Genomic DNA, 16,486 nt, shown 5'->3' with positions numbered 1-16,486 from the left:
TGCCCCATAGCCAATTGAATCATTGGCTAAGTTACCATAAAGTCAGCTCATTTTTAGCAACCTGCTGCAATCTATCACTGAGTAATTCTCCATCTGGAAAGCGTAGCTGAGGGGCAATTTCTGCTAAAGGATAAAGCACAAATTCTCGTTCTTTAAGGCCATAATGAGGGATAGTTAAATGCGTTGTCTGAATAACCTGTTGGCCGTATAACATAATATCCAAATCGAGAGTTCTTGGCCCCCAACGATCGGCTTTACGCATTCTACCATGCATTAATTCAATCGATTGGGTATGTTCAAGTAGGGTTTCGGGCAATAACTCAGTATCTAACGCGATAACGGCATTGAGATAGTCAGGCTGATCTTGTGGCTCCATAGGTTTAGAGCGATAGAAAGAAGAAACAGCAATTGGTTTGGTATTCGGTAATTGCTGTAATTCTCTAATGGCACTTTGTACTTGTTGTAAGGGGTCATCTAGATTGCTGCCAATGGCGATATAAACACGTTGCATATTTAATTAACTCTGTTGTTTTTTATCGGTTTACGGTTGGTGTGATTTCGATGACGTGTCCAGTTACGACGATGAGTCGGTATACTACCTAGCTCTGAGATCATTTCATGCTGTAGGTTATTATTGGCTTGTTGAAACTCAGCCCACCAATGGGCCAGTTCTTCTAATTCACGTCGTTGTTCCACGTTGGCGCGTAGCTCCAGGAGATCAAACGCTGCGCGAAATTTTGGATGTTCAAGTAGTTTATCTGCTTTTTTCCCTTGGCGCCGTGGTAGTCGCAATTGTAGCTGCCAGATATCGCGCATTGTTGAGGTAAGCCGTTTAGGGATAGCAATAGAACGGCATTGCTCATCGAGAATATCATTCATTGCGATCGCAAAGGCTTCGTAATAGGGTAAGCCGCTTTCCTGAGAAAGTCTTTCTGCATGTTCTACCAGTGGGTACCATAACATGGTAGCAAATAAGAATGCAGGATTAACGCGTTTATTATTTTTTATTCGATAATCAGTATCTTGCAGCACCTGATTAATAATAAGTTCCATCGGTGAATCATCATTGGCGGTGAAGTGTCGTTCAACTAACGGAAACAATGATTGAAAGAGACTATAACGCCTTAATTGTTGATAGGTTTGATAACCTTGACCGGTCTGAAGTAATTTGAGCGACTCTTCAAATAGACGTGCAGATGGAATGTCTTTTAATAAAAATGCCAGTTGTGGAATAGGCTTGGCAGTTTCAACATCAATTTGCATATTCAGTTTGCAGGCAAATCGAATAGCGCGTAGCATCCTAACGGGATCTTCTCGATAACGGATTTTTGGATCACCTATTAAGCGAATAGTGCCATTTTTTAGATCCTCAAATCCACCAACATAATCGCGTAGGGTAAAATCGTTAATTCGGTAATATAGGCTATTGATGGTAAAGTCGCGTCGAATGGCATCGTCTTCAATGTTGCCAAAAATATTATCTCTCAGTAATATACCATTTTGTGCTTGGTGAGCCATATCTTTATTATTAGTATCAGTTTGCTCATGAGAACTACGAAAAGTAGCAACTTCGATGATTTCATAACCAAACATGATATGCGCTAAACGAAAACGGCGTCCGACTAAACGACAATTACGAAATAATTTGCGAATTTGTTCAGGTGTCGCATTTGTAGTAACGTCGAAGTCTTTAGGTTTTTTACCTAATAGTAAATCTCTGACGCTACCACCGACCAGATAGGCTTCATAGCCAGCATTATTTAGACGATAAAGCACTTTCAGTACATTGTCACTGATGTCTCTTCGCGAAATAGGATGCTTATCGCGCGGAACTATGGATATTGAAGTATTTATAGCAGAAGCGGGTGTCTGTTTATCTGCTAATTGAGCACTTTTAATGATTTTTGTACTCCGATATCTTTTTGTTAGTAAAGCTTTTACTTTAGTTTTGGACCTAGTGTCAGTCGCAGAACTATCATGAGATTTCTGTTTACTTCGATTATTCTTTTCTTCTCGTATCAATAAATTACGACAGAAATTGGCTACCCGGGTAAAAATAATACACCTCGATATCTAATGCAATTTTAGTTAAAAAATAAATACTAATAATTAATCATATCTTATAGGATTTTTTTTGAGAATGCCTAAGTAGGATAAAAATTACTAATTAATCATAATAGGTAACAATTCTCCCGCCTGGTTGGATGCTATAGCTAGGCGACTTAATTTTGATTACAAGGTGTGTTATGAGTTATACAATTGATTTTCGACGTAAAGTAATATCTGTAAGGAAAGCCGAAGGTTTAACAATTCGAGAAACTGCGAAACAATTCCGTATTGGAAAAGCGTCTTTAGTACGTTGGCTTAAACGACCAGAGCCAAAAAATTCAACGCCACGTAAGAGGAAGCTCGATAAAAATGCTTTAGCAAAAGATGTGGAACAGTATCCAGATGCTTACCAAAAGGAACGGGCAGAGCGATTCGGTGTTTGTAAAAAGACTATTTGGCAATCCCTTAAAAAGCTGGGATTAACCTATAAAAAAAAACTCTATTCCATCCAAAAACCAACGAAAGCGACAGGCTGGCACATCAGCAAAAAAGACAACAGTATGAAAAAAAAGATAAATCTGTTGTTTTTATTGATGAAAGTGGTTTTTCACATGACACTCCACGAACTCACGGCTATTCCCCAAAAGGTCACCGTTGTTTTGGCCTGAAAAACTGGGGTGCTAAGGGAAGAACAAATGTTATTGGCGCTTTATTGGGAACAACCCTTTTTGCTATCGGATTATTTGATTGCAATATTAACCGTGATGTTTTTTATGTTTGGATCACAAAAATATTGCTCCCAGAACTTCCTGAAAATTCTGTTATTTTTATGGACAACGCTAGCTTTCACAAAGGTAAGAATATTGAACAGGCAATTATAAACGCAGGACACCAGATAGAATATTTGCCTGTGTATTCACCAGATTTAAATCCTATAGAACATAAATGGTCTCAAGCTAAACGTAAAAAGATGGAAACAGGATGCACTATCGATGACCTGTTTTTAATACATATGCTGTAATCAAAATTAAGTCGCCTAGCTATATCTAATTGCCAATTAATAATAGTTGTTTGTGATAAAAAATTTAGTGCATCAACTAAAATAGGCCTCGGATCGTTCATCGGTAGCGGCGGGGTATGATTTCGTTTAGAAAGTTTATTATGAGAACGATTTAATACTAGTAGTAAATGCACATAATCGGATTGCGGAAAAGCCAGATAGCGATAGAGAGAAATTTGTCTAAAGGTTGGTGCAATGAGATCCGCACCACGAACAACTTCGGTAATACCTTGGTCATGATCGTCAATAACGACAACAAGATTATAAGCAAATAAATTATCTTTTCGAACAATAAATGAAATCTTCTTTTGCCAAAGAGCAAGGCGCTACATAATCACCTTGTAATTGATCATAAAAGCCATACACCGGTTTTGATTGTATTATCCTCAAAGCAGCGGCAGAACAAGATAAACCAAGATTGCGACAATGAGCGTCGTAATAACCACCAATAGTATTAATACGTTGGCGGGTACAGTGTAGTGGCATACTAAATTTGGCCACCTAAGTTGAGGTGATATGCTTACCTCATAATTTTTATAGGTGCCGAAATGGGTAAAATAATTACTGCTGAATTTAAATGTGAAACCGCCAAATTAGTCCTTGACCAAAATTACACCTACCAGGAAGCCGCGAAAGGCATGAACGTCAGTCTTTCAGCGATTAGCCGGTGGGTAAGAGCCCTTCGTTTAGAATAAGCGTGTTGCTTAATAGTGAAATAAGGGTATTTCGGTGATTGAAGTAAATTTTAGGCTGTTCTGAGATGGAAATTCCAAAGACCGGCACTAAGGAGTAAAAAGGTATCATCAATAAAGGGTCTACGATTCCGTAAAATTTGGGTCATACAACCGAGGCGCTTGATACCCGCGGGCGTGTTCAACCGTAATACGGATGCCCGAGATTATTTTATTTTCTTGTTTTTGTTCAGGCGATAAAGGTCTTTTTCGAGTTCCTTTTTTTGGGATTTGTGTATTAGGATGCTGTTTATCTATACCTTGAAAACCGGTATCGGCCCAGATGGTTACCTCAGGGGGAATATGGCGAATTATATCGACTTTATCGAGTAAGCGTTTATCGTGACGGCGCCCATTTTTGATCATGGGGATAAATCCAATTTTCCTCGTTTCGTCAGTCATAATAAGCCCTTTTCGAGTGGTCTGTCTTTTCTTTCCCGAATACATTTTTTTTCGCCGACGCAGATTCTTAGGCTTTTGGACAGGTCGCTCTGTCCCATCAATAAAGACGTCTTTAACTCCAGGAAAGGCGCGAAAAAATTCCTCAGCAGAGCGAATTTGACGAGCGGGCAAAACACATTCTCGCCCCAAGGTCATCTCTAAAACCGGCAATAATATTTTTACCCAGCGACATACCCGTGTTCTATCTAAACCAAAAAGAAGTCCTTGCAAATCATAGGTCGGATAACATTTTAAATACAATAAAATAAAAAGCAGTTTATCTAATGGGGTTGGGATAAATCCTTTCTGCCCTGCACCTATCTGCCGCTCGTGATCTTTTCGATTCTTTTTCCGATAAATCAAATAACAAGCTGAAAATTCAGCGGCTAAATTTTTCAATTCTTCGACTGATAATCCAATGATTGCTTTACATAAACGATTATCTCGTAACAACCGCTCTTTGTTGATCATTTCAAACCGTTATTTTCTAAGTTAAACCTCTTTTTATTGTCTATAGCGTGACAAAAAATGCAAGTCTCTATTCAGCAACTATTTTAATGTCAAGGGAAAACATCGCCTGGTCTGCCATTAACACCTGAACAAATTGAGTTCAGAGAAATGAAGAAAAAAATCCACCGGCTGGAAATGGAGAATGACATCTTAAAAAAGGCTACTGCGCTCTTAATGTCCGACTCACTGAAAAATTTTCGGTAGTTGAAAAGCTAAGAGTGCTTTATCCGGTGAAAACTTTGTGTCGTATTTTTAATGTTCACCGAAGCAGTTATCGCTATTGGTGTCGGCCTAAGGAGCCAGATATTGAGCGGACGATAAAACGTAGCCTAGTCAGCGAAGCGTGGAACGTTAGTGGCGGCTCTGCTGGCGCAAGGACTATCGCCACGATGGTTACCAATACACACAACGTGAAACTTGGGCGGTGGTTAGCGGGTAAGTTGATGAAAGAATTAATCATCGTCAGTTGCCAAGAGCGAAAACATAAATACAACCGCGGTGGAAATGAACGTATTGATATTCCAAATCTGCTCAATAGGCAGTTCGCTGTTACAAAGCCTGACCAGGTTTGGTGCGGCGATGTAACCTATATTTGGACAGGCTCACGATGGGCCTATCTGGCTGTGGTATTGGATTTGTTTGCCCGAAAACCGGTGGGCTGGGCAATGTCATTTGCACCAGACTCAGAATTAACCGCCAAAGCACTACAAATGGCTTGGGAACTACGTGGGCATCCCAAACAGGTGATGTTCCATAGTGATCAGGGAAGTCATTATACCAGTCGTCAGTATAGGCAGGCATTGTGGCGTTATCAGATGACCCAAAGTATCAGTCGCAGAGGGAATTGTTGGGATAATAGTCCGATGGAACGATTCTTCCGTAGTCTGAAGACCGAATGGGTGCCAACGACTGGCTACCAAAGCTTTAGTACTGCTCAGTCAGCCATTATTCGCTACATAACCCACTACTATAGCGATATAAGACCTCACTGGTATAACGGTGGATTAACGCCAAACGAATCAGAGCGACTGTTCCGTGAACAGTCAGGTAGGGTGGCCAATTTTAGTTGACCACTACACAGCGACAGTAATAGCAGCCATGGTACTGCTTTAGCTGAGTTAAAATGTCACAGTAAATATCATGGCGTTGTGATTGATAGATTATTTTACCATCCCAATGTAAACCATAATGATCTAAAGTTTTTAAAATGCGAGAAGCAGCACCCGGCACTTCTCTAGTGGTACCGATGTCATCGATCCTAACATACCACTTTCTTTGCTTTTTTTAGCTTGTATGTTAGCTACCAAGCGCAGTAACTAACGAACAAAATGGAGATCACCTGTGGGTGATGGAACAAAGCGTCCAATATAAGGTGGAATGTTAGTAATTATTGAATTACTCATTTATTTCAAAAGAATACGGTACACTTTTGTGTACCGTCGTATTTTTATGGTGTAAGATTATTGGCTAACCCGCCATCTGTTTTTCACGCATTTCAGCTAATGTTTTGCAATCAATGCATAAATCAGCTGTTGGACGAGCTTCTAAGCGGCGGATACCAATTTCAATCCCACAGCTTTCACAATAACCAAAATCTTCATCATCAACTTTTTTTAGCGTCTTCTCGATTTTTTTTATCAACTTACGTTCGCGATCGCGATTACGTAACTCAAGGCTAAATTCTTCTTCCTGTACCGCTCTATCAACGGGATCAGGGAAATTTGCCGCTTCATCCTGCATATGAGTTACAGTGCGGTCGACTTCATCTCTGAGTTGATTGCACCATGTTTCGAGAATGCGCCTAAAATGTGCCAATTGGGCATCGTTCATGTACTCTTCGCCAGGCTTTTCTTGGTAAGGATCTACCCCAGCGATGGCGAGAATGCTTAAGGACGAGGTTTTAGGTTTTTGCCCTTCTTGCATAATGCTTCTCCTACACACGCAATATTCAAAAGAGCCCCTCAAGGGGGAAACTAAGTCCGCTATAAATAACAGAACACTCTATACTTGGCAATGGTTCTTACAATTCGTTTTACTATAACAGGGTGATGCGCGTGTTATCTGTCTTTATTTGTATATAAAACGAATTTTGCCTAAAAGAATATAATAGCTTGGTTTATTGAATAAATGGTATTTTTTTATCCATTGCTAGCCCTTTTTCTGATATTTTAATCTGATAGCAGAGTATTTCAATACCAACATTTGTTGCTTGCTGTAAGAGCGCAGCATATTGACAATCAATATGGCTTGCAACGGACATTTTCTTTATACCAGTATGAAGTACGGCAAAGAACAAAACTGCTCTTTCGCCTCGTTCGGCTATTAAAGATAGTTCACGTAAATGTTTTTGCCCTCTTATTGTAACAGCATCAGGAAAATAACCGATATTGTTTTCTAGTAAGGTGACTGATTTTACTTCAATATAGCAATTAACTTGCTGTTTTTTCTTTAGAAGGAGATCGATTCGACTATTTTCGTCGCCATATTTCACTTCCCTGCTAATGTTAGCATAATCGGATAATTCCGGAATTTTATTTTCCGCTATAAATTGACTAATTAAATCATTTGCTCGATGAGTATTGACACAAATCCAATCGCCAGTTTGTGTTTGTGTCAGTTCCCAGCTATGTGGATATTTTCGCTTAATATTATTGGATGTTGAGTACCAAACTGTATCTCCGGGTGTTGCACAGCCTGTCATGGCACCTGTATTGGCGCAATGAATGGTTAGTAATTTACCTGCGGGTGTAATAACATCAGCAAGAAAACGTTTATAACGCTTTACTAATTGGGCTGATTCTAGTGGCGGGAACCAATACATTGCTAGCTACTCCGGTTGTGATAGACACGGCTAAAGGCAAAGTAATGCTACAATATTTGGCACTAAAAGTTAATAATTGTTGCTTTTTTATATAAATTAATGGATAGATAGTCTTCATTTAATATGATAGTAGGTAATAATGTTATCATCACATCAGAGTATAAAACTACTAGTTTGGCGGATGTTTATTATTTAATTATGACACGAGTTTCGCACAGGTTTCGCACAGGCATATAAAATTCCAGAAATGGCTTAAGAGCAATGGTTAATTTGCAAGTTACTAAAACGTATAAATTTGTTTAAATTACAATAAGTTGCTTTTAATTTATAAGATTTTGTCTATTTATATATTATGCTGAATTAAACTTAAAAATAGAGCGTTTTTTTATTGGTGTGAAACTCGTGTATGGTAAAAATGCTATTTTAATGAGATATATGAAAGAAATATCTGTAAGTTATGATTAAACTCTTGGACTAAAAATAAACTAATAGTGAATAAAGATTGATTTTATACCATGCATGACAAAGATAATTATGAACCTATTGGGCGCAGATCTAAGAAAAAGCCCACTGGTAAAAAATCAAAATCTCATCAAAATAATCGGTTAGACAACTATGATTATGAGTATGAAGATATTGATGACAACGAGGAAGAAGAACTAATGGCAAGTAAAGACAATAAGTCTCGGCCACCTAAAAGTAGATGGCGTTGGTTTTGGTTGTTTGTCAAAATTGCCATAGTCTTGGCATTGCTAGTTGGTGTCTATGGTATCTATTTATATCAGAAAATCAGTGATCGTCTTGATGGTAAAGTTTGGGATCTACCGGCTGCAGTTTATGGCCGAATGGTTAATCTTGAACCGGGGATGAATTACAGTAAAGAAGAGATGATTCGATTATTAGATGGCATGCAATATCGCCAGGTAAATAAAATTACTTTACCCGGTGAGTATATTGTTAAAGATAACACGATAGAAATGTTACGCCGGCCATTTTCCTTTCCTGATCAAAGAGAAGAACAGATTTTAGCTAAATTAAGTTTTGATCATGCTCGGCTCACCAATATTACTAATATGGAAAATGGGCGTTCGTTTGGTTTTTTTCGACTAGATCCTAAACTTATCACTATGATGCAATCGGCGAACAATGAGCAACGCTTAGTCTTGCCGAGAGAAGATTTTCCTGATTCTTTAGTCAAAATATTACTTGAAACTGAAGACCGACATTTTTATGAGCATGACGGGGTAAGTATTTATTCTATTGGGCGTGCGGTTATTGCTAATTTAATGGCTGGTAAGACGGTTCAGGGTGGTAGTACGCTAACTCAACAATTAGTTAAAAACTTATTTTTAAGTAATGAAAGAACGTTAATACGTAAAGCCAATGAAGCTTATATGGCGATTTTAATGGATTCTCGCTATAGCAAAGAACGTATTCTTGAACTGTACTTAAATGAAGTTTATTTAGGACAAAGCGGCGATGACCAAATTCGGGGTTTTCCCCTTGCTAGCCTCTACTATTTTGGTCGTCCAATCGATGAGCTGAGTATTGATCAACAAGCGCTATTAGTCGGTATGGTGAAGGGAGCATCACTATATAACCCATGGCGCAACCCTAAATTGGCGCTAGAACGTCGTAATTTAGTGTTAAAGTTGTTGGAAACGCGTGAAATTATCGATCATGTAATGTATAATATATTGAGTGCTCGTCCTTTAGGCGTTAAACCCAGAAGCGGTGTTTTGACACCTCAACCCGCCTTTATGCAACTCGTTCGGCAAGAATTAGTTGAAAAATTGGGAGATAGAGTAAATAACCTTTCTGGAGCTAAAATCTTTACTACTTTAGATCTAGTCTCGCAGCAAGCAGCTGAAAATGCCGTCGAACAGGGGATAGCCGATTTACGTAAAACACGTAAGTTGCCTGATCTGGAAGGCGCGATGGTGGTCGTTGACCGTATTAATGGCGAAGTTCGTGCTATGGTCGGTGGCTCACAACCACAATATTCTGGTTTTAACCGAGCGTTAAATGCTCGCCGCTCAATTGGTTCACTGGCTAAGCCGTCAACTTATCTCACTGCATTAAGTGAACCAGACCGTTTTCGTTTAAATACTTGGGTACCTGACGAGCCGATTAGCGTCAAATTTGATAATCAAATATGGGAACCGAGAAATTATGATCGCCGTTTTCGGGGGCAGGTCATGTTGATTGATGCTTTGGCCAGCTCGCTGAATATTCCGACGGTGAATGTTGGCTTGAATGTTGGCTTGGATCAGGTTAGTAAAGTATTAGTAAGTCTTGGTGTGCCAAGTAATGCGATAGAAAAAGTGCCGGCAATGTTATTAGGTGCGTTGAACTTAACGCCAATGGAAACGGCGCAAATGTTTCAAACCATTAGTGGCGGCGGCAATCGAGCGGCATTATCGGCATTACGCTCCGTGATTGATGGTGATGGCAATGAGCTTTATCAAAGTTATCCATCTGCGGAGCGGGCAGTATCTCCGCAGGCAGCTTATCTAACACTTTATGGTATGCAACAAGTGGTTGAGCGCGGAACATCTCGTTCATTAATGAATAAATTTGCTCAATATCACTTAGCCGGTAAGACCGGGACAACAAATGATCTACGCGATAGTTGGTTTGCTGGTATCGATGGTAAGGAAGTGGTGATTGCTTGGACTGGTCGTGATAATAATGGTCCGACAAATCTTACTGGTGCAAGTGGTGCATTACATCTATATCGTCGTTATTTAGAAAATCAGACTCCATTGGCATTGGATAATCGCTCTCCCGATGGAATTATGGAGATGCGAGTAAATACCAATGGCAGTTTTAACTGCGCAGGTGGTGGAGATCGTATTTTGCCAGTATGGACAGAGGATCCTCAAGCATTATGTCAGCAAGGGGTACAAGTATTGAAGCCAAACCTGAACTTAAATGAACAGCAGAGCAAAAGTAATGATGCACCTGCTTGGGTGAAGGAGATGTTTGGACAGTAATAAAAATCTAGTAAACCGGCGCTATGCTAAAAAATTGGCGCCGGTTTTTTTATGATTTAATAAATGATTAGTTCATCTTATTAAAAGCATTTTCTGCTGCTTTAATTGTGCGATCAATATCTTCATCACTATGCGCAATGGACATGAAACCCGCCTCAAAGGCAGAAGGTGCCAAATAAACGCCTTCCTCTAACATTAAATGGAAGAATTGCTTAAATTTCTCAATATCACATTGCATGACATCCTGATAGAAGTTAACTTGTGGTGCTGCTGTAAAAAATAGGCCAAACATGCCACCAACATGATTAACAACCAACGGAATAGCAGTTTGTTGCGCTTTTTCTTGTAAGCCTGTAACAAGTTTTTTCGTCAGTTCTGCTAAGCGTTTATGGGTATTGGGTTTAGCAACTTCAGTTAGGCAAGCAAGGCCTGCTGCCATCGCTAATGGGTTGCCTGATAAGGTACCGGCTTGATAAATTGGCCCTATTGGAGCGAGTTTTTCCATCAATTCGCGGCGGCCACCGAATGCTCCAACAGGCATACCACCGCCGATTATTTTACCTAAACAGGTCAAATCAGGTTTAACTTGATAATGTGCTTGTGCGCCACCTAAGGCAACCCGAAAGCCGGTCATCACTTCGTCGATAATTAATAGCGCGCCAAATTGATCGCATAATGTACGTAGTCCAGGCAGGAATTTAGCCTCAGGTAGGATACAATTCATATTGCCTGCTACTGGCTCTACAATGATAGCAGCGATTTCTTGCGGATATTGGGCAAAAGTACGCTGAACTGAATCTAAATCATTAAATGTACAGGTAAGAGTATGTTTGGCAACATCAGCGGGAACGCCAGGAGAATTAGGTTGACCAAAGGTTAAAGCGCCTGAGCCTGCTTTAACTAATAGGCAGTCGGCATGTCCATGATAACAGCCTTCAAATTTAATAATCTTGTCACGCCCTGTATAACCGCGAGCGAGCCGTATGGCACTCATTGTGGCTTCTGTGCCTGAATTTACCATACGAACCATTTCGATGGATGGAATAAGTTGACTAATAATTTCTGCCATTTTTACTTCAATGGTGGTCGGGGCACCAAAACTAAGGCCATTTTCTGCCGCTTGGATGACCGCTTGCTTAATTGTGAGGTGATTATGACCTAAAATCATCGGCCCCCAAGAACCGACGTAATCGATATAAGCTTTGCCATCAACATCATAAATATAAGCACCGTCAGCTCGCTGAATAAATAGTGGATAGCCGCCAACACTATTAAACGCCCGAACCGGTGAATTGACACCGCCAGGAATAAATTTTTTGGCTTTTAGGTAAAGTGTTTCAGATTGACTCATTAAATAACTCCAAGTATTGGTCCAGCAGAAATTTTGCTCATATCTTAAAGCAGTATTGGCAATAAACCAAATAGCAAATGTAGCGAGAATTTTTTTAAATCAGTTAATTTCGGCTGGATCTTGAATCAATTGGCCGGCTGTTAGATAATCATTCCTTGTCCAATGAAGTATTGATGCTTCCTGCGTCTATTGATTGGCAGGTCGGCCTGGAGTTAGAAATGAGTAATGATACTGCACTGCCTATACAGTTTACTGATGCTGCAGCGAATAAAGTTAAAGCGTTGATTGCGGATGAGGAAAATCTCAATTTGCGTTTGCGCGTCTATATTACTGGTGGAGGCTGTAGTGGTTTTCAATATGGTTTCACCTTTGATGATAAAATGAATGAAGGTGATTTAACGATTGAAAAGCAAGGCATCGAACTAATCGTTGATCCTATGAGTTTACAGTATCTGGTTGGCGGTTGTGTTGATTATATTGAAGGATTAGAAGGGGCAAGGTTTGTTGTAACCAATCCAAATGCGAAAGCAACTTGTGGTTGCGGTTCTTCATTTAGTATTTAATCGCTTAACTTACTAAGGGTAATTAATAACCCTTAGTATGGGGATCTAGCCGAAGTGGTTGTTAATAGCTCATTTACGGTTTTGGCTTGAGTTAGCTAAATTAGCCAGCATAGTTTGCACCAATAGGCTTGATTGACGAGCCGCGACAGGCAAAAATTCCTCAAAAGAGAGATGAGACTCTTTATCAGCGACATCAGAAATTGCACGCACAACAACGAATGGGATATCAAATTGATAACATACATGACCAATTGCGGCGCTTTCCATTTCAACAGCGATGGCAGTGGGAAAAGTCTGGCGAATATAGGTTAGCTCTTTCGCGCCATTAATAAAGCTATCACCACTACAAATCAAACCGCGAACAGCATGTAAATCTAATTTTTCAATATACTTTTCGGCCAGTTCTTGTAATTTTTTATCCGCTTTAAATGTGGCCGGACATTGTGCCATTTGGCCTAGTTGGTAGCCAAAGGCGGTGATATTGACATCATGATAGCAAACTTCGGTTGAAACCACGATATCACCAACCTGCAAAGCAGGTACTAACCCACCGGCGGAGCCAGTGTTAATAATAAATTCAGGGGAAAAATGTTCTATTAGTAATGTTGTTCCCACTGCCGCAGAAACTTTACCAATGCCTGATTTTAATAATGCGATATCAAGATCATCAAATTTTCCGCAGTAAATTTCGCAGCCAGCCCGTGATAATGTCAACTGAGCATTGATTTGCTTGCGCAATAATGCCACCTCTTGCTCCATTGCACCTATTATTGCAACTTTCATTGTGTCATACTCATAGTTGATTAATTAGACATGTTGTCAGATCCGTGCCATTGTAACATTGAAAAGAGAAAAAAAGTTAACTGTGATCCATTAGCTGGGGATATTTCATCATCGGGAGGGGAAATGTCCAAGATTGATTTTAGGCAAAAGCTCAATTTTCTTCGTAAATATAGTGATTACAATGTTGATGCAAAGAATGAGGAACAAGTTAATCGTCAATTTGAAAGTGATCGAGGGCGCATTATTAATTCTGCCGCAATACGCCGATTACAACAGAAGACGCAAGTCTTTCCTTTAGAACAAAATGCGGCGGTTCGAAGTCGTCTGACGCATTCGTTAGAAGTGCAGCAAATTGGCCGTTTTATTGCAAAGACTGTGATAAGCCAATTGAAAAAAAAGAAATTGCTGGCAACTTATGGTCTCTCTGAGCGCCTTGATGCGTTTGAAAGTTTGATTGAAATGGCATGTTTAATGCATGATATTGGCAACCCACCTTTTGGTCATTTTGGTGAAGCCGCCATTAAGGGCTGGTTTTCAACATTACTTGACGCTGAATTTATTTCTACTAAATCAAAGGCCATAGATCAATGCCAAATTAATTTTCTACAACTAACAAATGAATCTAACAAGGATTTGCTTCGTCGCCAATTACGTAAAGATCTTTGTCAATTTGAAGGTAATGCTCAGGGACTTAGAATGATCCATCAATTATTAAAATTGAACCTGACTTATGGCCAAATTGGCTCAATCTTAAAATATACTAAAGGTGCTTATCAACTGGATAAAATCCCTAAAGATTTTGATTATTTAACTAAAAAACCGGGCTATTATTGGTCAGAAGATAGTTTTATCAAAGAGTTGTACCGTCAGTTGGATATGAAGCCATATTGTCGTTTCCCGCTTTCCTACATTATGGAAGCGGCAGATGATATCTCTTATTGTATTGCCGATTTGGATGATGCGGTAGAAAAAGGTATTTTTAGTGTTGATAAGCTGTTGGAATATTTACGGCAAGGTTGGTTGGAGGCAGTTAAAAAAGCAAAAGGTGATTTATTTGAACAGACAGTAGAAAAAGCTTACAAAAGTATTAATCACAATGAAACAAGACGTAGCAAGCAAGATCAATTTTTTATGTATCTTAGAGTTAATATTATTAGTAAATTGGCGTCGTATAGTGCTCATCGTTTTATTAAACATTTAGCTAAAATTTATGCCGGAAGTTTTAATAGTGCCTTATTAGAAGATAAAAGTGATGAACATCATCTATTGGAGGTATTGAAAGGCGTTGCCTATAAACATGTATTTACGCACCCGGAAGTTGAACAATTAGAATTACAAGGTTATCGAATAATTAGTGGTTTACTAAATTTTTATCGCCCATTATTATTAATGCCACGTGCTGATTTTACTCAGCTTTATCAAGATAAGTATCACAAGAAGTATTTCATCGAAACACGTCTATTGCATAAATTATCAACTAAACATTGTGTAGCTTATGGTGAAGCCATTGAAGGAATTTGCACTACTGATGAGACAGAAAAAGATATATTAGAATTTTATTATCGAGCGCGTCTTATACAAGACTATATTAGCGGTATGACAGATCATTATGCTTATCAAGAATATCGAAAATTTACAGTGAAAAATTAAAAAATGTTATGTTATTAAATTAAATAACGAAAATAAGCATTGCTTAAATATATAGATTGGAAAATATTTTAAGTAATGCTTTAGAATAGACATATTAATTAAACACGAGTTTCGCAATCTCAAAAAAAGAAGTATAAATTTAAAAACAAGAAAAAATTACGGTGTTCATATTTTGTCCGGTTATCCATGCATTAAAAATATCTATAAAACATTCTTACAAGTAAGCAGTGTAAGATACTCTGGTTTGGCGTTATCAGAAGTAAGCCCATCGCCTTTATCTCATGACACTGTTAGCCGATGGCTAAAAAGTAGATGTTTTCGACCTAAAGAACTATGGCGATTAGTTCAACCTTCTATAGACAAAAAAAGCCCTTGCGTACTAATTGCCGATGATACATTGATTGCCAAAACACGTAGTAAAAAAATAGAAATGGTCCATTATCAATATTCAGGTAATGAGCATGATGTTATTGCTGGTATAGGTTTAGTTAATTTACGTTGGCATAATCTAACAGCTGTTGAATCAATTCCTATTGATTATCGTATTTATGATAAAGATTCTGATGGAAAAACAAAAAACACGCACTTTTCCGAAATGCTCGCTCTTGTTAAAAAAAGAGGGATCATATAGCTAGGCGACTTAATTTTGATTACAAGGTGTGTTATGAGTTATACAATTGATTTTCGACGTAAAGTAATATCTGTAAGGAAAGCCGAAGGTTTAACAATTCGAGAAACTGCGAAACAATTCCGTATTGGAAAAGCGTCTTTAGTACGTTGGCTTAAACGACCAGAGCCAAAAAATTCAACGCCACGTAAGAGGAAGCTCGATAAAAATGCTTTAGCAAAAGATGTGGAACAGTATCCAGATGCTTACCAAAAGGAACGGGCAGAGCGATTCGGTGTTTGTAAAAAGACTATTTGGCAATCCCTTAAAAAGCTGGGATTAACCTATAAAAAAAACTCTATTCCATCCAAAAACCAACGAAAGCGACAGGCTGGCACATCAGCAAAAAAGACAACAGTATGAAAAAAAAGATAAATCTGTTGTTTTTATTGATGAAAGTGGTTTTTCACATGACACTCCACGAACTCACGGCTATTCCCCAAAAGGTCACCGTTGTTTTGGCCTGAAAAACTGGGGTGCTAAGGGAAGAACAAATGTTATTGGCGCTTTATTGGGAACAACCCTTTTTGCTATCGGATTATTTGATTGCAATATTAATCGTGATGTTTTTTATGTTTGGATCACAAAAATATTGCTCCCAGAACTTCCTGAAAATTCTGTTATTTTTATGGACAACGCTAGCTTTCACAAAGGTAAGAATATTGAACAGGCAATTATAAACGCAGGACACCAGATAGAATATTTGCCTGTGTATTCACCAGATTTAAATCCTATAGAACATAAATGGTCTCAAGCTAAACGTAAAAAGATGGAAACAGGATGCACTATCGATGACCTGTTTTTAATACATATGCTGTAATCAAAATTAAGTCGCCTAGCTATAACCAACGCACTCATCAAGGA

General features: G+C 38.8%; 14 protein-coding genes and 5 pseudogenes. 10 read left to right on the top strand and 9 right to left on the bottom strand.

What is annotated here, in order from left to right; genetic code table 11:
• Positions 1 to 31 precede the first annotated feature (31 nt).
• A complete protein-coding gene (folK, locus tag AYJ55_RS02005; RefSeq protein ID WP_063653954.1) occupies positions 32 to 511 on the bottom strand; it encodes a 2-amino-4-hydroxy-6-hydroxymethyldihydropteridine diphosphokinase in 480 nt (159 codons plus the stop codon).
• 2 nt (positions 512 to 513) lie between these two features.
• On the bottom strand, positions 514 to 1,854 hold the full coding sequence (gene pcnB / locus AYJ55_RS02000; protein WP_425393769.1) for a polynucleotide adenylyltransferase PcnB: 1,341 nt from the start codon (positions 1,852 to 1,854) through the stop codon (positions 514 to 516).
• 392 nt (positions 1,855 to 2,246) lie between these two features.
• On the opposite strand from pcnB, the pseudogene AYJ55_RS32465 reads away from it, so the two are divergent.
• A pseudogene (locus tag AYJ55_RS32465) lies at positions 2,247 to 2,564 on the top strand (IS630 transposase-related protein); the annotation flags it as partial.
• 17 nt (positions 2,565 to 2,581) lie between these two features.
• Positions 2,582 to 3,070, top strand: coding sequence for an IS630 family transposase (locus tag AYJ55_RS24575; RefSeq protein ID WP_063653499.1), 489 nt, complete (start codon positions 2,582 to 2,584; stop codon positions 3,068 to 3,070).
• 29 nt (positions 3,071 to 3,099) lie between these two features.
• Here the strand turns inward: AYJ55_RS24575 and AYJ55_RS27775 are convergent.
• Positions 3,100 to 3,583, bottom strand: a pseudogene (locus AYJ55_RS27775) (glutamate--tRNA ligase family protein); the annotation flags it as partial.
• 74 nt (positions 3,584 to 3,657) lie between these two features.
• Between AYJ55_RS27775 and AYJ55_RS27770 the strand changes: the two are divergent.
• The gene (locus AYJ55_RS27770; RefSeq protein ID WP_162505240.1) at positions 3,658 to 3,804 is read left to right on the top strand and encodes a transposase; all 147 of its coding nucleotides are present in this window, start codon (positions 3,658 to 3,660) and stop codon (positions 3,802 to 3,804) included.
• A 120-nt stretch (positions 3,805 to 3,924) separates the two neighbouring features.
• On the opposite strand, the gene AYJ55_RS01985 is transcribed toward AYJ55_RS27770, so the two are convergent.
• Positions 3,925 to 4,752 (bottom strand): transposase family protein, encoded by an 828-nt coding sequence (locus AYJ55_RS01985; protein ID WP_063653948.1) that lies wholly within the window; start codon positions 4,750 to 4,752, stop codon positions 3,925 to 3,927.
• A 90-nt stretch (positions 4,753 to 4,842) separates the two neighbouring features.
• Here AYJ55_RS01985 and AYJ55_RS32460 point away from each other — a divergent pair.
• Positions 4,843 to 5,861, top strand: a pseudogene (locus tag AYJ55_RS32460) (IS3 family transposase); the annotation flags it as partial.
• A 7-nt stretch (positions 5,862 to 5,868) separates the two neighbouring features.
• Here the strand turns inward: AYJ55_RS32460 and AYJ55_RS27765 are convergent.
• From AYJ55_RS27765 to sfsA, 3 genes and pseudogenes are all read right to left on the bottom strand, one after another.
• A pseudogene (locus tag AYJ55_RS27765) lies at positions 5,869 to 6,194 on the bottom strand (glutamate--tRNA ligase family protein); the annotation flags it as partial.
• 64 nt (positions 6,195 to 6,258) lie between these two features.
• Positions 6,259 to 6,714, bottom strand: a complete 456-nt coding sequence (gene dksA / locus AYJ55_RS01975) for an RNA polymerase-binding protein DksA (protein WP_063653946.1) — start codon at positions 6,712 to 6,714, stop codon at positions 6,259 to 6,261.
• Positions 6,715 to 6,907: 193 nt separating this feature from the next.
• Complete coding sequence (sfsA, locus tag AYJ55_RS01970) at positions 6,908 to 7,612, bottom strand: DNA/RNA nuclease SfsA (protein ID WP_063653944.1); 705 nt, start codon at positions 7,610 to 7,612, stop codon at positions 6,908 to 6,910.
• A 515-nt stretch (positions 7,613 to 8,127) separates the two neighbouring features.
• On the opposite strand from sfsA, the gene mrcB reads away from it, so the two are divergent.
• Positions 8,128 to 10,608 (top strand): bifunctional glycosyl transferase/transpeptidase, encoded by a 2,481-nt coding sequence (mrcB, locus tag AYJ55_RS01965; protein WP_063653943.1) that lies wholly within the window; start codon positions 8,128 to 8,130, stop codon positions 10,606 to 10,608.
• A gap of 67 nt (positions 10,609 to 10,675) precedes the next feature.
• Here the strand turns inward: mrcB and hemL are convergent, their stop codons facing one another.
• On the bottom strand, positions 10,676 to 11,959 hold the full coding sequence (gene hemL, locus AYJ55_RS01960) for a glutamate-1-semialdehyde 2,1-aminomutase (RefSeq protein WP_063653942.1): 1,284 nt from the start codon (positions 11,957 to 11,959) through the stop codon (positions 10,676 to 10,678).
• A gap of 218 nt (positions 11,960 to 12,177) precedes the next feature.
• Between hemL and erpA the strand changes: the two genes are divergently transcribed.
• On the top strand, positions 12,178 to 12,522 hold the full coding sequence (gene erpA / locus AYJ55_RS01955) for an iron-sulfur cluster insertion protein ErpA (protein ID WP_063654050.1): 345 nt from the start codon (positions 12,178 to 12,180) through the stop codon (positions 12,520 to 12,522).
• 69 nt (positions 12,523 to 12,591) lie between these two features.
• Here the strand turns inward: erpA and mtnN are convergent, their stop codons facing one another.
• Positions 12,592 to 13,305 carry a 5'-methylthioadenosine/S-adenosylhomocysteine nucleosidase gene (gene mtnN / locus AYJ55_RS01950; protein ID WP_063653941.1) on the bottom strand — a complete coding sequence of 238 codons (714 nt, stop codon included), beginning with the start codon at positions 13,303 to 13,305 and terminating at the stop codon, positions 12,592 to 12,594.
• A gap of 123 nt (positions 13,306 to 13,428) precedes the next feature.
• Between mtnN and dgt the strand changes: the two genes are divergently transcribed.
• The 4 genes and pseudogenes from dgt to AYJ55_RS01930 all read left to right on the top strand — a co-directional run bounded on the left by dgt (position 13,429) and on the right by AYJ55_RS01930 (position 16,442).
• Entirely contained in the window at positions 13,429 to 14,955 is a 1,527-nt protein-coding gene (dgt, locus tag AYJ55_RS01945; RefSeq protein WP_063653940.1) for a dGTPase, read from the top strand.
• 172 nt (positions 14,956 to 15,127) lie between these two features.
• Positions 15,128 to 15,583 (top strand): annotated as a pseudogene (locus tag AYJ55_RS01940) (IS701 family transposase); the annotation flags it as partial.
• 36 nt (positions 15,584 to 15,619) lie between these two features.
• Complete coding sequence (locus AYJ55_RS01935; protein ID WP_063653415.1) at positions 15,620 to 15,985, top strand: IS630 transposase-related protein; 366 nt, start codon at positions 15,620 to 15,622, stop codon at positions 15,983 to 15,985.
• Positions 15,909 to 16,442, top strand: coding sequence for an IS630 family transposase (locus tag AYJ55_RS01930; protein WP_162505291.1), 534 nt, complete (start codon positions 15,909 to 15,911; stop codon positions 16,440 to 16,442). The genes AYJ55_RS01935 and AYJ55_RS01930 overlap by 77 nt, the downstream gene beginning before the upstream one ends.
• Positions 16,443 to 16,486: the final 44 nt, after the last annotated feature.

This window comes from Candidatus Arsenophonus triatominarum, from assembly GCF_001640365.1.
GTDB classification, from domain to species: Bacteria; Pseudomonadota; Gammaproteobacteria; order Enterobacterales; family Enterobacteriaceae; genus Arsenophonus; species Arsenophonus triatominarum.
Note: the sequence above shows the minus strand (reverse complement) of the source record. Positions and strands in the feature narration are given on the sequence as shown.